Source organism: Glutamicibacter sp. B1, assembly GCF_039602135.1.
Taxonomy (GTDB): Bacteria; Actinomycetota; Actinomycetes; order Actinomycetales; family Micrococcaceae; genus Glutamicibacter; species Glutamicibacter ectropisis.
Genome location: NZ_CP125942.1, coordinates 1,620,640 through 1,638,895 on the forward strand (window position 1 = coordinate 1,620,640; position 18,256 = coordinate 1,638,895).

Genomic DNA, 18,256 nt, shown 5'->3' on the forward strand with positions numbered 1-18,256 from the left:
ACCGGAAGAGCCCGAGGACTCCGACGATGTTTGCAACGAATAGTTCAAACATCCAGGAGTCATCATGCGCACTGCGGCACAAAGGTTGGGTGCAGCCGGGGAACTTGCGGCCACCCAATATCTCAGCGAGAACCACTATGAGATCCTGGACAGGAACTGGCGTTGTTCCGCTGGGGAATTAGATGCCGTAGCACGCGCTAGTAACGGTCAGATTGTGGCCGTTGAAGTTAAAACGCGCTCATCTACCCGCTATGGAACCGGTTTTGACGCGATCACGGCCCAAAAATACCACCGGCTACATAAGCTACTGATCCTATGGGCTCAAGCCCACCGGATGTTCATTGCCCAACCCCGGGTAGATGTAGTGGAGGTGTATCCCGACGGCCGGGGATACACCTGCTTCGTGCATCAATCGGTGCAGCCATGAGCACTGCTCGCACCAGTGCCGCCGCGATCCATGGGCTCAGCGTCTCACTGGTAGAAGTAGAAGCAGACCTGGGCAACGGTATCCCCGGTTTCATCATCCTAGGTTTACCGGATGCTTCCCTACGCGAAGCCCGCGAACGGATTAAGTCTGCTGCACGCAATACCGGCATACCGCTAGCCAACCGAAAATTGACCGTAAACCTCTCGCCAGCCACCCTGCCCAAATACGGATCCGGTTTTGACCTTGCGATCCTGCTTGCAGCACTGGCCGCAGATCAACAAGTGCTCGTCAGTCCCTCCACCTTATATCTAGCCGAGCTGGGTCTGGACGGCACGCTACGGGCAGTACCCGGCGTTTTGCCGGCGGTGCAATTAGCCAAAGAACATGGGTTAGAACGCGTCATCGTGGCCGAGGCCAACGGTAACGAGGCACGACTAGTTCAAGGTATCGAAGTGATCTCCGCCCGCCACCTAGGTCAAGTTCTTCAATACTGCGGCGCATCAGAAGAATTGATCACAACCTACTTGCGTCATCCGCGCACTTCAAACTCACGAATGCGCCCTACCTCAAGCGGCATCAGTGCCGAAGACGCCGACTTACAACTCGTTAATGGCCAACAAGAAGCACGCCTAGCATTGGAACTCGCTGCAGCTGGGGGACACCACCTCATCATGGTTGGTCCGGCCGGCGCAGGAAAAACCATGTTGGCCAAATGTCTGCCGTCAATCCTTCCGCCATTAGACGAGAATCAAGCTTTGGAAGCGACTGCGGTGCATTCTATTACCTACGGCGGATTGCATGAGGTCAACGAATTACAGCGGATTCCACCCTTTGTCGCACCCCACCATACGGCTTCGCTTTCGGCGCTCATCGGAGGTGGGACCGCACAGCTGATTCCCGGAGCAATTACCCGGGCCCATCATGGGATTTTATTCTTGGATGAGGCCGCGCAGTTTAATACTGGAGTGCTTGATGCTCTGCGCCAACCTATCGAGGAAGGCTACATCAACCTCGCCCGTGCCAAGGGACACCAACGTCTTCCTGCTCGCTTTCAACTGATACTCGCCTCGAATCCCTGCCCCTGTGGCAAGAATTTCGGTACTGGAACCGGCTGCACCTGCACCCCGATGGCCAGGCGACGCTACTTTGCCCGATTATCTGGCCCCATTCTTGACCGGGTAGACCTGCAAGTTCGGGTGAACCCGGTACATCAATCGCAACTACTAAGCTCCGAGGACAACGAGTCCAGCGCCACGATCCGCGAACGAGTTCTTGCCACCCGTGAACGTAGCCAGGAGAGACTACGAGAATTCTCAATAAGTTGCAACGCGCAAATACCAACGCAAGTACTCCGGCATGAATTGAAATATCCAGCAAAAACCAAGGCCGCCCTAGAACAACTCGCGACTCGTCGTGGGCTGTCTGCCCGCGGTATTCACCGACTGCTTCGAGTGGCATGGACAGTGGCAGATCAACAGCAACATCTTGCACCTACCGAAGACGACTTGGCAATTGCAGCTCAACTACGGCAAAGTCTCGAAAACAGTTAAGGCAGACTGATGACCATTAATCCGAAGATTGCTCCGGTTCTTGATCCTACGAATCAAGACCGGCTAACGATCGCGCACCTGAATCAGCTCATTGAGCCCAACGATTTCACGGCCAGTGCGCTACTTCAGCTCATGAGCCCAGCAGAATTGCTTGGTGTGATCCAACGAGAAGATTATTTTCCGATGAGTCTGAAAGCGAAGGTTGATGAAATTCTTGGCGTTAAGACTTCAACAAATATGGCCCAAGAGCTCAAGACCGCGCTGACACGCTGGCGCAAAAGGCTTGTGCTGAGTAATCCGATGGCGGCTTTAGACACTGCAGCACGTCACCATGGTGGCTTGCTGATTCCTTCCGATTCACAGTGGCCCACTCAGCTTGATGATCTGAATCTTGGACGTCCGCTATGCCTGTGGTGGCGCGCAAATGATCCGCAACTAATCACCGGGCAGGCGTTGGAGCGAAACGTAGCTATCGTTGGCTCACGCGACGCGAGCGACTACGGAGATCAGGTCACTTTCGACTTAGCTCGTACGCTCGCCAATCAAGGTTGCACCATAGTTTCCGGCGGAGCCTACGGCATTGACGCGAGCGCTCACCGGGCAGCCCTGACGGTCGAAGATTGGGCATATTCGAATCCGCCCACCATCACGGTAATGGCTGGCGGAATTGATCGGCTCTATCCATCGGGAAATAACAATCTGCTGAATCAAATTGTGGCCCGCGGTGTCTTATTCTCAGAGGTACCGCCGGGCACCACCTCAGCACGTTTTCGCTTTTTGAACCGTAACCGGATCATCGCTGCCTTGAGCCGCCTCGTTATTGTTGCCGAGGCTCGCCATCGCTCAGGTGCGCTCAACACGGTCAGCCACGCGGTGGAACTTGGCCGAGATGTTGCTGCTGTTCCTGGAAGTGTGTTTGCCCCGAACTCTGCCGGCTGCCACCGACTAATAGCTGAGGGCAGCGCCGGAATACTGACTTCCCCGCAAGATGCCCTAGACCTCATCGGTGCCGCAGGCGGTGCTCAGAGCGTCCATGAACAATTAGTGCCGCAAAAATCTACGGATCAATTGGGGCGCGAGGAAGGAATGGTTTATGACATTTTGTCTTTTCGCAAGTCAATGCCCGTCGATGAGATCTCAACGCGTAGCGGTATCCCCATGATTCAGACGCTGAAAGCTGTCGGCCGGTTGGAGGCGCTCGGCATGGCTTGCACCGATGGGCTGGCATGGAAGCTGGTCTATCAAGGTAAGTAGGCTGATTCAGGTAAGCTCAGTGGTGATGAAGCAAGATCCTGCCTTGAAACAATCCCAAGGTCCGTCCGCAAAATTTTCAGAACCTGTCGCGGACTACCTCGAATATCTGCAGCGCGAACGCGGACGCAGTGAAAACACCCTGCGGGCTTATGACGTCGACCTGCGTAATCTCGGACAGTTTCTCCATGATCACGCAGGTGACCCGACACTGAAATTGATTACCGTTCAGATGGTGCGCGATTGGCTGGCTTATCTACACGAATCCGAGATCTCGCGCACGACTCTCGCCCGCAGGATTTCCGCGGTGAAGAACTTTTTTGCTTGGGCACTTAAACATGAGCTCGTTGAAAGCGACCCTGCTCTGCGGTTGGCAGCGCCGAAAAAAGAACGACGCCTACCTCATGTGCTTCAGCCCAGCCAGATTAATCGTTTGCTTTCGGAGGACGAAGCGCCAGTTGAAGATGATTCGAAGGCTGGAGAGCAGAGCACGCGCAAGGATAACGATGTTAAGTCGTTGGCTGTGGCGTGCAGGGACAAAGTCATCGCGGAATTGCTTTACGCGTCTGGGTTGCGAATTAGTGAGTTAGTTGCACTGGATATTGCGGACATTGACTTTGAACGAAGGACCTTAAGAGTCCTCGGTAAAGGTAACAAAGAACGAGTTGTTCCTTTTGGAAAGCCTGCAGAGCGCGTGATCATCGACTGGATACGCTCTCATCGCAAAATCCTCGCTACAGAATCGGCAGGCGACGCCTTGTTGGTTGGAGTCCGAGGCTCTAGGCTTAACGTGCGACAGGCACGAGAAGTCATCGCTACAGCCCTAAAGTCTCTTGGTGATACCTCAGCAAGTGGCCCGCACGCTTTACGCCACACCGTGGCAACCCATTTGCTCGACGGTGGGGCGGACCTTCGAGCGGTTCAAGAGTTTCTCGGTCACGCATCATTGGCCACGACTCAGCTGTACACGCACGTATCAGTTGATCGTTTACGCCAAAGTTATCGGCAAGCGCATCCTCGGGCCTGAAGAATTCCACCCAATCTGTGAATATCCCGGATCTGGGTGGCGAAAAGTGCCCTTCATCGGGCAAAATAGAACTATCGGAGGCGCAAGCACCTGTTCGATGTTGACGTAGGGGAAGACGATCAACACCGCAACGGAGGATGGCATGTCTGCACCGATGACCAGAGGCGTGATTTTTGTACATTCCGCCCCTGCAGCGCTATGCCCACATCTCGAATGGGCAATTGGGTCCGTGCTCGGAACTCCAGTCAAGATGGACTGGACCGAACAGCGCGTAGCACCCGGATTTTGTCGCGCCGAAATTGAGTGGGTAGGACCCCAAGGCACGGGTGCGCTACTCACCAGCGAAATGCACGGATGGCAGCATCTTCGTTTCGAAATCACTGAAGAACCAAGCCCAGGCGCCGACGGTAGCCGATGGTCTGTAACCCCGGATTTGGGCATCTTCCATGCCACCGTGGATGTAGCAGGAAATATCATGATCGGTGAAGAACGAATCCGTTGGGCCTATGAAAAGGGCGACGGAAACCCATCCATTTTCTATCAAGAAATGTCTATTGCGCTTGGTGAAGCGTGGGACGAAGAACTTGAGCCCTTCCGTCATGCAGGAGACGAAGCGCCTGTTCGATGGCTCAACCAGGTGGTATAACAACTGGTTATTAAATCTCTGGGTGAATTTACAACTGCACCCAGTTAGGCCCCGGTGGTGCGGGGTTGTTACCAAGAGGAGTGGGATCTCGAAAAATCGGGATTCCACTCCTCGCCTTTAATGCACTGCTGTCTAAGTGCGTTGAATAGTGATGCTAGAATCGTGGCGATGAAGACCAGTCAGGCTCCAAGCAGCCACTCCCGGAACGGCTATCTGGTCGTTCCCTGATCCGCGGACCTCCCCGTGAACGAAACTTTCAAGCAAGCGAATTTTCGGACACACGATGAAAGGGAGAAATGACCGCACGATTCAACCACACAATTATTGCTTCTCTGGATCCAGAACATATGGCAGAGTTCTACACTGATCTGCTCGAAGCCGACCCTGCACCGAGTTGGGGGCCGTTCTGCAACATTAGCCTTGATGACGGCGTGCTATTGCAGTTCGCAACGCCACCGATTGAGTTTCCGCCACAGCACTACGCCTTCTTGCTGAGCGAGGAACACTTTGACCGGGCATATCAAAAAATTTGCGCTTTGAAACTCGAACATTGGGCTGACCCGCAACGTCTGCAGCCCGGCACCATTAACCACGAGCACGAAGGCAGGGGAGTCTATCTCCTAGATCCATCGGGGCACTACCTGGAGTTGATCACCAAGGGGTATTTGTCAGCAGATAGTTAGCGCAGGACGTCGAATACATTCTTCTGAATACCGTTGGAGTAGGTTTGTGAATCGACCAGATGCAGCTTTTGTGCGTCCAAGCTTTCTTGACTGAACAGACGTTTGCCTGCTCCAAGTAGCACAGGGAAGACCAGCAAGTTGTAACGGTCAATCAGCTGGTGCTCTTGCAAGGAACGAACCAACGTTGCCGACCCATGAATACTGATGGGACCACCTTCGCCTGCACGCAGCCTGGCGACATCAGAAATTGAGCGCAGGATCGTGGTCTCACCCCAGTTATCAACGAGGTCTTTCTCGCCCAAAGTAGTGGAGAGAACATATTTTGGCATCGCGTTATAGCGTGGAAATTCTTCGGTCATTGAAGGCCAAACGGGGGAGAAAGCCTGGTAGCTAATCCTGCCAAGTAACATTGCTGAGGCTTCGGCTTGCTCGGTGCCTTTCAGCTCGTATGCGGCGGGGTCGAACTCGACGCTATTCATAGTCCAGCCGGAGTTGCGATAATCCGGTTCGCCGCCAGGAGCTTCTACAACTCCATCCAGTGAGATGAACGAGGTAGCGATCAGTGTGCGCACAATGACTCCTTTGGCCGGTGGGACTACAAAAATCCGCGCCAAGTGGGCGGATCTTGAGCGTAACAAGTGGGGACTCAGAGGGACAACAAATCCACCTGAAGTCTCAGAATTAAACGGCAATGGGCTGGTTCAAGGAATGTCCTTGAACCAGCCCATTGATGCCTCAGCCTAGAAATCCGAGCTCAAACTAAACGCTACGGATAGCAACAACTGCGTTGTGGCCACCGAAACCGAAGGAGTTATTCAGCGCCACGATATTGCCTTCTGCTGGCAATGCCTCAGGCTTACCGGTGACAACCTTCAATGGGATTGCTGGGTCCTGGTTGTCCAGGTTGATGGTGACCGGAGTGGTGCGGTGGTAGACAGCCAATGCACACAGGACCGATTCAACGGCGCCAGAAGCACCGAGCAGGTGGCCCATCTGCGACTTGGTTGCCGAAACCCACACGTTATCCAGGTGATCGCCCAGAGCGTTCTTCAACGCGGTGTATTCTGGGGCGTCGCCCACAGGGGTAGAGGTGGCGTGTGCATTCACATGCACGACGTCCTCTGGCTGGATGCGGCCATCGAACATGGCTGCCTTCAGCGCACGAGTTGCACCCATGCCATCTGGATCCGGTGCGGTGATGTGGTGAGCATCCGAGGTGACCGAAGAGCCGGCCAGCTCCGCGTAGATACGAGCGCCACGAGCCAGTGCGTGCTCTTCAGCCTCAAGTACCAGGGCGCCAGCGCCTTCACCCATGACGAAGCCATCGCGGTCAATGTCATATGGTCGTGATGCCTTGGCCGGATCGTCATTACGACGCGAGAGTGCGTGCATGGAGGAGAACGCAGCCATTGGCATTGGGTGGATGGCTGCTTCAGCGCCACCGACCATGACAACATCAGCCTTGCCGGAACGGATCAGTTCCAGACCTACGTGCATGGCTTCGGTGCCCGATGCACAGGCAGACACTGGGGTGTGTGCGCCTGCGGCAGCACCAAGATCCAGCGAGACCGCGGCAGCTGGACCGTTAGGCATCAGCATTGGTACGGTCATCGGCAAGACGCGGCGTGGGCCCTTTTCGCGCAGGGTGTCCCAAGCGTTGAGCAGGGTCCACACGCCACCAATACCGGTAGCGAAGGCCACAGCCAGCTTGTTCTGGTCGATGTCATCCTTGCTCAGACCCGAGTCTGCCCAAGCTTCACGCGAGGCCACCACAGCGAACTGCGTGGATGGGTCCATACGCTTGGTTTCCGGACGGGTGAGGACCTCGGTTGGCTGAACGGTAGCGCGCGCAGCGAAGGTGACCGGAAGGTCAAACTCCTCGACCCAGGAATCTTCTAGGGTTGCGGCGCCGGAAACGCCCTTCAAAGCGTTCTCCCATAGGGTGGGGACATCCCCGCCGATAGGAGTGGTGGCTCCGAGACCGGTGATCACTACTTTGCGCGCCATCATCAAACTCTCTACTGTGCGATTAAGAAATTTAATTAAGAAATTTAGGGGGGCCGGCTTGACGTACCGGCCGATGCGCACGGCTTTCCCGCACAACGGTGGTGGCGATAAACGCCGAAAGCTTAGGCCTGTGCGCCAGCGATGAAGTTAACTGCGTCGCCTACGGTCTTCAGGTTCTTGACTTCCTCATCCGGAATCTTCACGTCGAACTTCTCTTCAGCTTCTACGACGATGGTCATCATCGAGATCGAGTCGATGTCCAGGTCCTCGGTGAAGGACTTGTCCAGCTGCACGTCTGCTTCGTCCAGGCCGGTCTCGGAGTTTACGATTTCGGCGAGGCCCGCCAGGATTTCTTCGTTGCTAGCCATGGATGGCTCCTTTTCTTCAGTTGCCGGAGGACTCCGGTGTTCTTTGCGGCCGGTACAGATTCCTGCGAACAGGAATCCGTCTCAAGCCAATCTGCTGAAACTTTGATGCATGAGTTACACAACGCAGTTTCGTCGGTTTAAAGCTTAGGTCAGAGATGAGCTCGCCGGTGGCATCATGACAGGTTCGTCGCCCAAATCTTTGAGTGAAGCCTATTAGTTGCTGGTGTGCTCGGCAATGAACGCCTTGGCAGCTTCAAGATCTGCTGGCGTCTTCACCGCCAAGGTCTTAACGCCCTTGAGTCCGCGGCGAGCCAGACCCACCAAGGTGCCAGCAGGTGCTAGCTCAAGTACGCCGGTGACTCCAGCAGCAGCTAGGGTCTCCATGCATAGATCCCAGCGCACTGGGCGTGAGACCTGAGCGACGAGGGAGTCGAGGTTCGCTTGGCCGTCGGTGACCGGCTGACCATCAAAGTTGGAGAGCAACTGCACCTGTGGTTCAGCCGGGGTGAGGGTGTCGGCCAATTCCTTCAGGACACCTACCGCAGGCTGCATGTGGGCAGTGTGGAACGCTCCGGCGACCTTCAGTGGGATCACGCGGGCCTTGGCTGGAGGATTCTCGGCCAATTCTGCGAGTTGCTCGGTGGTGCCGGCTGCAACGATCTGTCCGCCACCATTGGCGTTGGCCGGGGTCAGGCCTAAACCGTTTAGGGTCTCTAAGACTTCCTCTGGGTCGCCACCAAGCACTGCGGCCATGCCGGTAGGAGTTGCGGCTGCTGCCTCGGCCATTGCGTTGGCACGGACCTTCACGAAGTTCATGGCGTCGGCTTCATTCAGTGCACCAGTCAGAGCTGAAGCGGTGATCTCGCCAACGGAGTGGCCAGCAACGATGCTCCCCGCTGGTAGCTGATCACCAAAGAGTGCACGAGCAGTGACTAATCCGGCGGCCACAATCAGCGGCTGGGCCACTGCGGTGTCCTTGATGGTTTCTTCGTCGGAAACCGTGCCGTGGGCGGTGAGGTCTCGCTCGGTGATGGTGCTTAGGGTTGCCAGGTGATCGGCAACGCCTTCAACTTCGAGCCATTCGGCGAGGAAACCTGGGGTCTGGGAGCCCTGTCCGGGGCAAACGATTGCTAACACTCTTACAGCTTTCCAAATTCTAGGAGCTTTTGGCGCTTCATTTCGGTACCAAGCTCAAGGTGACTGTTTGTAGGAACTCTACAAAAGCCTATCTTATCGGGAAGTAAAGTTCCCATGTAATGCGCTATGCGCGAGCAAAATAGTGTTGTGGGTCATGCACTCTCTTTGGGTGAAGCCTACAAGTTGATCTCATGTAGACGTCCGTAAAGAAGCGCAGACTGCAGGACAAACGCATCACGAGGTACCAACGGGTCCCAGCCGCTGACCTCGCTGACCCGCTTGAGACGATAACGCACCGTATTGGCGTGGACAAAGAGCTCGCGCGCGGTACCCTCCAAGGAATGGCCTAGGGCTAGGTAACTGGAGAGGGTATCGAGCAATCCGTTGGAGGCATGTTGCAGTGGCTGGTAGACCTGTTCAATCAGGGCGGTGCGTGCTAGTTGATCCCCATTGCTGGCTCGCTCTGGCCAGAGGTCATCGGCGCTGACCGGATTCGGTGCTTGTGGCCAGGCACGCGCCGCGCTGTAGCCGGCGACCGCTGCCACCGCTGCATGATGCATGTCCTTCACTGTGGGGGCCAAGGGAGAATAGACCACCGGACCCGGGCCGAAGAACCGCGTGAAACGGGTGAGGTCTACTTCCTCAAATTTGGTATCCGAGAGCATCAGCACCGAACGATCCCCAAGCACCCCGACCAGTGAGTCACGTGAATAGCGAGTGGCGACTCGGCGCAGGGTCGAAACGAAGGTGGCCGAGTTGGCCGACGGGGTGGTGCCGACCATGATGCGGATGTTCTTTTGGGACTTCCATCCAATGGCGGCAATGCGTGAAGCCAAGGAATCATGAGGTTCACCGTGCAGCACCGCATCAACCACATGGGCCTCTAACCTAGAGTCCCACGCGCCGCGCGTTTCTGCGGCCCGGGCATAAACATCGGCGGCAGCAAAGGCAACCTCACGCGAATAACGCAGCACCGCCTCACGTAGGGCGGCCTGTTCGGATTCGGTGGCGATGTCGGGAACCTGAGATTCCACCACCTCAACAATGGTGCGCAGCAGCCCCAAAGCCTTCTGCAAGGAGATGGAACGGGTCAGTTCCGTGGGGGCTGCCCCAAAAACATCGGTGACCACCCAGGACGGGGTAGCTGATGGGTCCTCGTACCAGGTAACAAAAGTGGAGATGCCTTTTTGGGCGATCAGACCAATGGCCGCGCGCTCATTAGGATCCAGCGAGCGGTACCACGGCAGCTGCTGCTCCAGGTACTTGAGGGCCGAAGTGGATAACACTCCAATATGGCTTTGAAGTCGCTTGAGTGTCTGGGCGCTGGGCGGTTGGTGATGGTGGCTGGTTCGAGGGTTCGGCGTGGCGGCATCGAGTTCGGGACTCATGACTTCAAGCTTAGTGACTTTTTGCCTGCGATGCGCATGTCAGACAGGGTTATTAAAAAGCGCCTGCCGTACCACGAGTTATTCGTGGTACGGCAGGCGCAGAAGGTGGCATCAGCTGCCTAGACCGGAGGTACTTTAGGCGTCGCCGCCTGCATTACCGGACTTGCCAGCATTCGGGTTGTTCAGATCGTACTTAGCGTGAGCCTTCACTGCGGTGTCCGCAGGGATCTCGCCACGCTCAACCAGCGACTGCAAGGTCTGGACCACCAGCGAGTGGGCATCGATCTTGAAGAAGCGACGAGCTGCTGCACGGGTGTCCGAGAAACCGAATCCGTCCGCACCCAAGGTGTGGAATTCACCTGGGACGTAAGGGCGGATCTGCTCAGGCACCGCACGCATGTAGTCGGTGGTCGCGATGACTGGGCCTGGGGTGGACTCCAACTTGCTGGTCACATATGGGGTGCGACGAGCCTTGGAAGGATCAACCAGAACCTCAGCGTCGGCGTTCATGCCGTCGCGAGCCAGTTCGTTCCACGAGGTAACCGACCAAACATCGGCGGAAACGCCCCACTCTTCGGCAAGGATTTCCTGTGCTTCTAGTGCCCATGGCACGGCCACACCGGAGGCCAACAGCTGTGCGCGTGGGCCGTCGGTGGTAGCTTCCTTGAGCAGGTGGATGCCCTTGATGATGCCTTCCACGTCAACGTCTTCCGGCTCAGCTGGCTGGCTGATTGGCTCGTTGTACACGGTCAGGTAGTACATCACGTTTGGATCCTGGTGGGTTCCGCCGTACATGCGGTCCAGACCGGAGCGCATGATGTGGCCGATTTCGTAACCGTAAGCAGGATCGTAGGTGATTACCGCTGGGTTGGTCGAAGCCAAAACTGGCGAGTGACCATCGGCGTGCTGCAGGCCTTCACCGGTCAGGGTGGTGCGTCCTGCGGTAGCGCCGATGATGAAGCCACGGGCCATCTGGTCGCCGGCAGCCCAGAACTGGTCACCGGTGCGCTGGAAGCCGAACATCGAGTAGAACACGTAGATCGGGATCAGCGGTTCATCGTGGGTGGAGTAGCTGGTACCGGCAGCGGTGAAGGCTGCGACGGCGCCGGCTTCGTTGATGCCCGGGTGGATCAGCTGACCCTGAGGGGATTCCTTGTAGGCCAGAACCAGGTCGCGGTCTACGGACAGGTAGTTCTGGCCACCTGGGTTGTAGATCTTGGCGGTCGGGAAGAAGGAGTCCATACCGAAGGTGCGCGATTCATCAGGGACGATCGGCACAATGCGGTGACCGAATTCCTTGTCACGCATCAGGTCCTTGAGCAAGCGGACGAAGGCCATGGTGGTGGCTGCCTGCTGCTTACCGGATCCACGCTTGGCGATGGCGTAGGCCTTATCACCTGGTAGTGGGAGCTTGACGGAGGTTTCCTTGCGACGCGATGGTACCGCTCCGCCTAGGGCCTCACGGCGTTCCATCATGTACTTGAACTCGGCCGAATCCTGCGCTGGGCGGTAGTACGGTGGCGAGTATAGGTCGGCTTCTAGCTGCTCGTCGGTGATCGGGATACGCAGGTGATCACGGAACTGCTTGAGGTCTTCCATGGTCAGCTTCTTCATCTGGTGGGTCGCGTTGCGAGCCTCGAAGTGCGAACCGAGGCCATAACCCTTAACGGTCTTGGCCAGGATGACAGTTGGCTTGCCCTTGAACTCAACGGCTGCCTTATATGCTGCGTACACCTTGTGGTAGTCGTGGCCACCACGCTTCAGGTTCCAGATCTCGTCATCGCTCATGTTGGCAACCAATTCCTTGGTTTCCGGGCGCTGACCGAAGAAGTGCTCACGCACGAAGGCGCCGGACTCAGCCTTGTAGGTCTGGTAGTCGCCATCCGGGGTCTGGTTCATGATGTCAACCAGGGCGTTGGTCTTATCTGCTTCGAGCAGGGCATCCCATTCGCGGCCCCAGGTGACCTTGATGACATTCCAGCCGGCACCGCGGAAGAAGGCTTCCAGTTCCTGCATGATCTTGCCGTTACCGCGAACCGGGCCGTCCAGGCGCTGCAGGTTGCAGTTGATGACGAAGTTCAGGTTATCCAACTTTTCGTTGGCAGCCAGCTGCAAGAAGCCGCGCGACTCTGGCTCATCCATTTCGCCGTCGCCGAGGAACGCCCAGACCTGCTGGTCGGAGGTGTCCTTGATGCCACGGTTGTGCAGGTAGCGGTTCAGCTGTGCCTGGTAGATGGCGTTTGCTGGGCCGATACCCATCGATACGGTCGGGAATTCCCAGAACTCAGGCAGGTTGCGTGGGTGTGGGTAGGAAGGAAGCGCATGGCCTTCCTTGGAGTGCTCCTGGCGGAAGCCGTCCATGTCCTCTTCGGACAAACGACCTTCGAGGAACGCGCGAGCGTACATACCTGGGGAGGCGTGGCCCTGGAAGAAGACCTGGTCGCCACCACCTGGGTGGTTCTTGCCACGGAAGAAGTGGTTGAAGCCCACTTCGTAGAGGGTGGCGGCACCAGCGTAGGTGGAGATGTGTCCGCCAACGCCGATGGCTGGGTTCTGTGCGCGGTGCACCATGATGGCTGCATTCCAACGCATGAAAGCGCGGTAGCGGCGTTCGATGGCCTCATCGCCGGGGAATTCTGGTTCCTGGTCTACAGGAATAGTGTTCACGTAGTCGGTGGTGGTCACATGGGGGACACCCACGGACTTGGCACCTGCACGCTGCAGTAGCGAGCGGATAATGAACTGAGCACGCTCGGTGCCCTGGGATTCTACGAGAGAATCAAACGAGTCCATCCATTCCTGAGTTTCTTCAGGATCCTGATCTGAAAGCTGGTAAGTCAACCCGCTACGGATCTGGGAGATGTGTTCCTCTACAGCCACGGAAGCTCCTTGATTGAATTGCGGCTCCGGCGCGTTGCAGTTTTTCACTGCGATGCAACGGTTTTGGGACAACGGGTGCAGTAACACTGGAGTGATGTGCACTGTCGGTTCATATGCAACTCTAATGTCATTTACGCAGGCGTGGGAGCATATTTCGTCGCTAAAAACAGCTTAAATATGATATATAAAGTGACTTATACAACTCTGTACAAGGACTAGCGCCCGAATGCTCATGTCGATATGAGGTGGCCCACTAAATTATGGGTTATATTTGTTCGGCGTGTTATCGCTGCAGCGCTTGAATGGAACGCGAAAACCGTGTTTCGTTGGTAGTAACGCTTTGCACCAGCAGGAGGAATGAAGTGAGCGACGCCGTATCGGCAAATCTGGAACCCGCTAAAAAGATGGGCTTCCAAAATGAAAACCTTATTCAGGAACTGGGTTACGACGATGACGTAGATTACGATCTGCGTGACTCGATCGAGGACCTGATTGGTTCAGAGCTGCTCACCGAAGAGGACCATGACGTTGTCGATGCAGTCATCTTCTGGTGGCGCGATGGCGATGGAGACCTTGTTGACTCGTTGATGGACGCGTTGAACTGCTTGGAAGAAAGTGGCGTTGTTTGGCTGCTAACACCAAAGCAAGGCCGTGAAGGTCACGTATCCCCAGCACTAATTCAGCAGGAGGCACCCAGTGCCGGTCTGCACGTAACCACCAGCGAAGGTGTCTCGCAGGACTGGTCCGCAATTCGCCTAGCACCTCGCAAGAAGAACTAATGATTCAAACAGGTTCACGCCTGTTCGATTTTTCGCTGCAAAACCAATATGGCGAATCGGTAACCAGCACCGGGCTTTCTGAAGGCCGGGTGCTGGTTGTCTTCTATCCATGGGCATTTTCTCGCGTCTGCGGTTCTGAGCTAGAGGCTTTGAACGAGAGCTATGAGTACTTTGCAAAGCGAAATGTGCGAATCGTTGGTATCTCCGTGGATCATAAGTTCACTCTGCGCAGCTATGCGGAATCTTTAGGGATCAAATTTGAGCTTCTTGCGGATTTTTGGCCCCATGGTGAAGTCGCCAATCAGATGGGCGCCTTTGACGAGCAACAAGGAGTAGCAACTCGTGTTTCGTTGCTGCTTGAAGATGGTGTCGTGCGAAACCTCTTCCGCAGTGGCATGGGTGAAGCGCGCAAAATTGAAGACTACAAACACGCGGTTGACGGGCTTTAAGGCATCCCAAAAGAGGATGTGTTTCAGTTCACGCGAATTCTGCAACTTTCGATTTGCGCGTTACCAAATATCTCTGTAGAGTTATTCCTCGTTGGCTTTCAAAGCGAACAAGGTTAGGGCCTTTAGCTCAGCTGGTAGAGCGTCACGTTTACACCGTGAATGTCATCGGTTCGATCCCGGTAGGGCCCACCAAATAAAAAACCTCGATCCAAGTGGATCGAGGTTTTTTGTTCCCTGCGGAAAGTCGGAATCAGGGTGGGAACTAGTTTCAGTGCCGGATGGTCATTCTTTAGCTAAACGCACCGTGGTGCTTGTCCCCATGATTCCTGCCTCGTAAGAAATCTCGCCATTGTTGTACGTGAATTTCTTGTTGTCGTCGCTAGAGGCCATGAGCGCGGTATCAGTTGCCTTGCGGTCACGAGCCGAAGTCCAGGTAAAAGAGTCCGTGGAGTCTTTTGGTGCTTCAAAACTTCCCACCCAGTAAATGGACTTGGTATCGCCATTGTTGGTGACCCAGTCAATAGAGATGACGTCGCCATCGATCGTGGCCAGTTGGTAAGCATCATCGTCCATGGAATTTTTCTGTTTCCAATCACCGTCCAGGCTGATCGGCTTGGGCACGGCTGTCTGGCTGTGAGCTGTTGTGGGGTTTGTAGTCGTAGCCGTGGTGTCAGTGACCGGTTGGCTACTGCATGAGGCAATAACCAAGCAGAGGAGGAGTCCTGTGGGTGCGAGCATTTTCTTCATGCTTCAAGTATTGAGGATGGCACCGACAAATAAGGCTTTGCGTAGCTGCTAGGAATACTTGTCATCGTCTTATTGTTTGCTTGGATTTTTGAGACTAAGAAGTGACGCTCGGCACTCTTTGTGAAAAATGCGCCTCTCAATTTGCCAAGTCAGTCCCGCATGTACTAAATTATTTCTTGTTGCAGAAAACGAATGAAGCCAAGAAATTGACTCCTCGGTTCGCAGCAGGAGGGCCTTTAGCTCAGCTGGTAGAGCGTCACGTTTACACCGTGAATGTCATCGGTTCGATCCCGGTAGGGCCCACCAAATAGAATCCCGTTTCAACTCGTCTAAACAGGCTGGTTGAGACGGGATTTTTCGTTGCAACTGTGGTTCGTGAGTTTCAGCGCAACAGCGTGACAGACTGGATGCATGAATGTCCCGAATGAAAATGCATGGGTAAGCGCTGTTCGCGCCAATCCAGATCACGCGGAGAATTATGCCCAACGCTGGCGCAACTTAGTGGATCAAGGACAAGATATCTTCGGTGAGGCTCGCACCGTAGATGCCATGGCCACACGGGGAGTCGGATACTCGATGCAGGATGCGGAACCGGTCGTATCGGTGGCTGGTTGTCTATGCAGGGGCACGAAGTCGTGGGTGTTGACCTGGATCCCGATTTGGTTGATGTGGCCCGAAGTGACTATCCGGAGGCGCAGTGGATGGTCGGAAATTTGGCGAGTTTTAGCCTTGAATCCACTTTCGCAGGACCGCACGAATTTGATCTCATCGTCTCTGCCGGCAATGTCCTCACTTTCCTTTCACATTCCGAACGATTGCCAGCCTTGAAAAACTTGCACGATCTGCTCGCCCCCAATGGTCGAATGATCGTAGGGTTCGGTGCAGGTCGTGGATACGACTTCGATGTTTTCGAAGCAGACGCGACGCAAGCCGGTCTTGAGATTCAACAGAGATTCTCCAGCTGGGATTTGCAGTTACCGTCCGAGGATTTCCTCGTTGCGATACTCGGTCGCAATGATTATCAAAATTGATCTGCAAACCTTAGTTTGAGAATTCAAACAATTCAAGAGCCTCCAGTTAATGCCATGGTTTCGAACAGCCAATTCTTGAAAAGCCCAAGTAGTGTCAGTTTTGTTCGTTGTTCGATCCAATTCACAAGGAGTACATCTCATGGGTTTAGGCGATAAAATCAAGAACAAGGCTCAGGAAGCATCCGGCAAGGTTAAAGAAACCGTAGGCGATGCAACCAACAATGAGAACTTGCAGGCTGAAGGCCTGAAGGATCAGGCAGCAGCCAAGGCAAAGCAGGCTGGCGAAGCTGTTAAGGACGCCGCTAAGGACGTACGCGACGAATTCAATAAGTAAACATTCAGTCTCGAAGGGGCACCCGCTTATAAGCGGGTGCCTTTTTGCTGCCTGGTGGTTCGATTCCAGCTCTCCGGTCTGTGCACAACGAGCTGGACCAAAAGATCAATCTAGTATCTATCCGCTTCTAATGGCAGCACTGGAAGAGGTAGCAATTCCATCAGATGTAGACGGGTCACTGGAGCGGGCTATCCTCGTGTCACTTCAGGGGTGGGACAGGCTGATCATCAGGATGCATAGCCTTAGTACGAAATCTTCTATGCCCTAGTCATGCGGTATGACAGCATGAAATGAGTATCAGAAAGCCGAGTACTCAGGAGTTGTTATGGCTACGCCGTCCGAAGCAAGCATGAAAGAAATTCGCGAACTGATTGCCGTGGACACGACTAGTCGCGATACCAACTTGCCACTGATCAATAACGTCGTGCAGAAACTTCAAGCGTACGGCATTGAGTCAACACTCATCCACAATGAAGATAGGTCCAAAGCCAACCTTCTTGCCACGATCCCTGCAAGTAACGGAAACCGTACCGGTGGAATCGTGCTTTCTGGCCATACTGATGTTGTTCCGGTAGATGGGCAGGACTGGAGCAGCGCGCCCTTTGAGGCCGAGGTGCGTGGTGACAAACTTTATGGGCGTGGGGCCTGCGATATGAAGGGCTATATCGGGGTTATCCTGGCCAAACTTGACCAACTCACCACCGCTCAACTCACTGAACCGATCCACTTGGCATTGTCCTATGACGAAGAGGTTGGATGCGTCGGTGCCGTGAGTTTAGTCGAGAAAATTGTGGCTGATGGGTTGGCGCCACGCGGATGCTTCGTAGGGGAGCCGTCGAGTATGCGCGCGATCCGCGGACATAAGTCCATGAACGTGTTCCGCGTGCAGTTTAATGGGGTGGCTGCGCACTCTTCGCTTCCTTCCGAAGGTGTCAACGCAATTTCCTACGCTCTACGTTTTGCGAACTTCGTTGAGGAAATCACCGCAGAATTACGAACCAGTGGACCGCGTGACGACGCGTTCATCGAACCGACCACGACGATGAACGTGAACAAGTTTGACGCCGGCATCGCAGTGAACACCATTCCATCGCAGGCTGTCGTATTTTTTGAATACCGTTCTTTGGCGGTAGTGGATCGTGAGGAACTCACCTCCCGATTCCGCGACGAGGCAAAGAAGCTCGAAGCCCAAATGCGCGAGAAGAATCCGTCGTGCTCCGTCAGTTTCGAGCAACAGGCTGGTGCGCCAGGTCTCGATACCGAGCCGGGCGAAGAAATTGTCGCCCTAGCGACCGCCTGCGGTGCGATCGCGACTGACGAGAAGGTTACGTACGGAACTGAGGCTGGCTTGTTTTCCTCGGCAGGTATTCCGACTGTCGTTTGTGGACCTGGCGATATCGCGCAAGCCCACGCCCCAGATGAGTATGTACTGCTAGACCAGCTGGCGGAATGTGAGAACTTCATTGACTCGCTGATTGCCCAGCTGAGCTGATTAGAACTGAAAATTAGATTGGCCGCCGACTCGTTCGAGTCGGCGGCCTATCAATTTACT

General features: G+C 55.2%; 18 protein-coding genes and 2 tRNA genes. 13 read left to right on the forward strand and 7 right to left on the reverse strand.

The genetic code is table 11. The features are described from left to right. Positions 1–64 precede the first annotated feature (64 nt). From QMQ05_RS07465 to QMQ05_RS07490, 6 genes are all read left to right on the forward strand, one after another. Entirely contained in the window at positions 65–427 is a 363-nt protein-coding gene (locus QMQ05_RS07465; RefSeq protein WP_345474300.1) for a YraN family protein, read from the forward strand. Further along, the gene (locus QMQ05_RS07470) at positions 424–1,977 is read left to right on the forward strand and encodes a YifB family Mg chelatase-like AAA ATPase (protein WP_345474302.1); all 1,554 of its coding nucleotides are present in this window, start codon (positions 424–426) and stop codon (positions 1,975–1,977) included. Before QMQ05_RS07465 ends, QMQ05_RS07470 begins: the two co-directional genes overlap by 4 nt. 9 nt (positions 1,978–1,986) lie before the next feature. Next, positions 1,987–3,231, forward strand: a complete 1,245-nt coding sequence (dprA, locus tag QMQ05_RS07475; RefSeq protein WP_345474304.1) for a DNA-processing protein DprA — start codon at positions 1,987–1,989, stop codon at positions 3,229–3,231. 25 nt (positions 3,232–3,256) lie between these two features. Next, entirely contained in the window at positions 3,257–4,255 is a 999-nt protein-coding gene (locus QMQ05_RS07480; protein WP_434063185.1) for a tyrosine recombinase XerC, read from the forward strand. A 142-nt stretch (positions 4,256–4,397) separates the two neighbouring features. Beyond that, positions 4,398–4,901: a DUF3145 domain-containing protein gene (locus tag QMQ05_RS07485; RefSeq protein WP_058254200.1), complete on the forward strand. Its 504-nt coding sequence runs from the start codon at positions 4,398–4,400 to the stop codon at positions 4,899–4,901. Between the two features lie 296 nt (positions 4,902–5,197). Beyond that, positions 5,198–5,584 (forward strand): VOC family protein, encoded by a 387-nt coding sequence (locus tag QMQ05_RS07490; RefSeq protein WP_345474307.1) that lies wholly within the window; start codon positions 5,198–5,200, stop codon positions 5,582–5,584. On the opposite strand, the gene QMQ05_RS07495 is transcribed toward QMQ05_RS07490, so the two are convergent. The 6 genes from QMQ05_RS07495 to aceE all read right to left on the reverse strand — a co-directional run bounded on the left by QMQ05_RS07495 (position 5,581) and on the right by aceE (position 13,364). Further along, positions 5,581–6,156, reverse strand: coding sequence for a dihydrofolate reductase family protein (locus tag QMQ05_RS07495; protein WP_345474308.1), 576 nt, complete (start codon positions 6,154–6,156; stop codon positions 5,581–5,583). The two genes, QMQ05_RS07490 and QMQ05_RS07495, sit on opposite strands and share 4 nt — an antisense overlap. 187 nt (positions 6,157–6,343) lie before the next feature. Continuing rightward, positions 6,344–7,591: a beta-ketoacyl-[acyl-carrier-protein] synthase family protein gene (locus QMQ05_RS07500; protein WP_058255056.1), complete on the reverse strand. Its 1,248-nt coding sequence runs from the start codon at positions 7,589–7,591 to the stop codon at positions 6,344–6,346. Positions 7,592–7,713: 122 nt separating this feature from the next. After that, a complete protein-coding gene (locus QMQ05_RS07505; RefSeq protein WP_022876609.1) occupies positions 7,714–7,959 on the reverse strand; it encodes an acyl carrier protein in 246 nt (81 codons plus the stop codon). A 213-nt stretch (positions 7,960–8,172) separates the two neighbouring features. Beyond that, a complete protein-coding gene (locus tag QMQ05_RS07510) occupies positions 8,173–9,096 on the reverse strand; it encodes an ACP S-malonyltransferase (protein WP_345474312.1) in 924 nt (307 codons plus the stop codon). 176 nt (positions 9,097–9,272) lie between these two features. Further along, positions 9,273–10,484 (reverse strand): PucR family transcriptional regulator, encoded by a 1,212-nt coding sequence (locus QMQ05_RS07515; RefSeq protein ID WP_334121597.1) that lies wholly within the window; start codon positions 10,482–10,484, stop codon positions 9,273–9,275. A gap of 135 nt (positions 10,485–10,619) precedes the next feature. Beyond that, positions 10,620–13,364 (reverse strand): pyruvate dehydrogenase (acetyl-transferring), homodimeric type, encoded by a 2,745-nt coding sequence (gene aceE / locus QMQ05_RS07520; RefSeq protein ID WP_345474315.1) that lies wholly within the window; start codon positions 13,362–13,364, stop codon positions 10,620–10,622. A gap of 404 nt (positions 13,365–13,768) precedes the next feature. On the opposite strand from aceE, the gene QMQ05_RS07525 reads away from it, so the two are divergent. The 3 genes from QMQ05_RS07525 (at position 13,769) to QMQ05_RS07535 (ending at position 14,784) form a co-directional block, all read left to right on the forward strand. Then, positions 13,769–14,143 carry a DUF3052 domain-containing protein gene (locus QMQ05_RS07525; protein ID WP_345474674.1) on the forward strand — a complete coding sequence of 125 codons (375 nt, stop codon included), beginning with the start codon at positions 13,769–13,771 and terminating at the stop codon, positions 14,141–14,143. Continuing rightward, a complete protein-coding gene (locus tag QMQ05_RS07530; protein WP_345474317.1) occupies positions 14,143–14,592 on the forward strand; it encodes a redoxin domain-containing protein in 450 nt (149 codons plus the stop codon). Before QMQ05_RS07525 ends, QMQ05_RS07530 begins: the two co-directional genes overlap by 1 nt. Positions 14,593–14,708: 116 nt before the next feature. Then, a tRNA-Val gene (locus QMQ05_RS07535) sits at positions 14,709–14,784 on the forward strand. A gap of 90 nt (positions 14,785–14,874) precedes the next feature. Here QMQ05_RS07535 and QMQ05_RS07540 read toward each other — a convergent pair. Further along, positions 14,875–15,165 (reverse strand): hypothetical protein, encoded by a 291-nt coding sequence (locus QMQ05_RS07540; protein WP_345474319.1) that lies wholly within the window; start codon positions 15,163–15,165, stop codon positions 14,875–14,877. Between the two features lie 404 nt (positions 15,166–15,569). On the opposite strand from QMQ05_RS07540, the gene QMQ05_RS07545 reads away from it, so the two are divergent. From QMQ05_RS07545 to argE, 4 genes are all read left to right on the forward strand, one after another. Next, a tRNA-Val gene (locus tag QMQ05_RS07545) sits at positions 15,570–15,645 on the forward strand. Positions 15,646–15,950: 305 nt separating this feature from the next. Next, entirely contained in the window at positions 15,951–16,370 is a 420-nt protein-coding gene (locus QMQ05_RS07550) for a class I SAM-dependent methyltransferase (RefSeq protein ID WP_345474321.1), read from the forward strand. 139 nt (positions 16,371–16,509) lie between these two features. Further along, positions 16,510–16,704 (forward strand): CsbD family protein, encoded by a 195-nt coding sequence (locus QMQ05_RS07555; RefSeq protein WP_058254210.1) that lies wholly within the window; start codon positions 16,510–16,512, stop codon positions 16,702–16,704. 325 nt (positions 16,705–17,029) lie between these two features. After that, positions 17,030–18,196, forward strand: coding sequence for an acetylornithine deacetylase (argE, locus tag QMQ05_RS07560; RefSeq protein WP_345474325.1), 1,167 nt, complete (start codon positions 17,030–17,032; stop codon positions 18,194–18,196). Positions 18,197–18,256 lie beyond the last annotated feature (60 nt).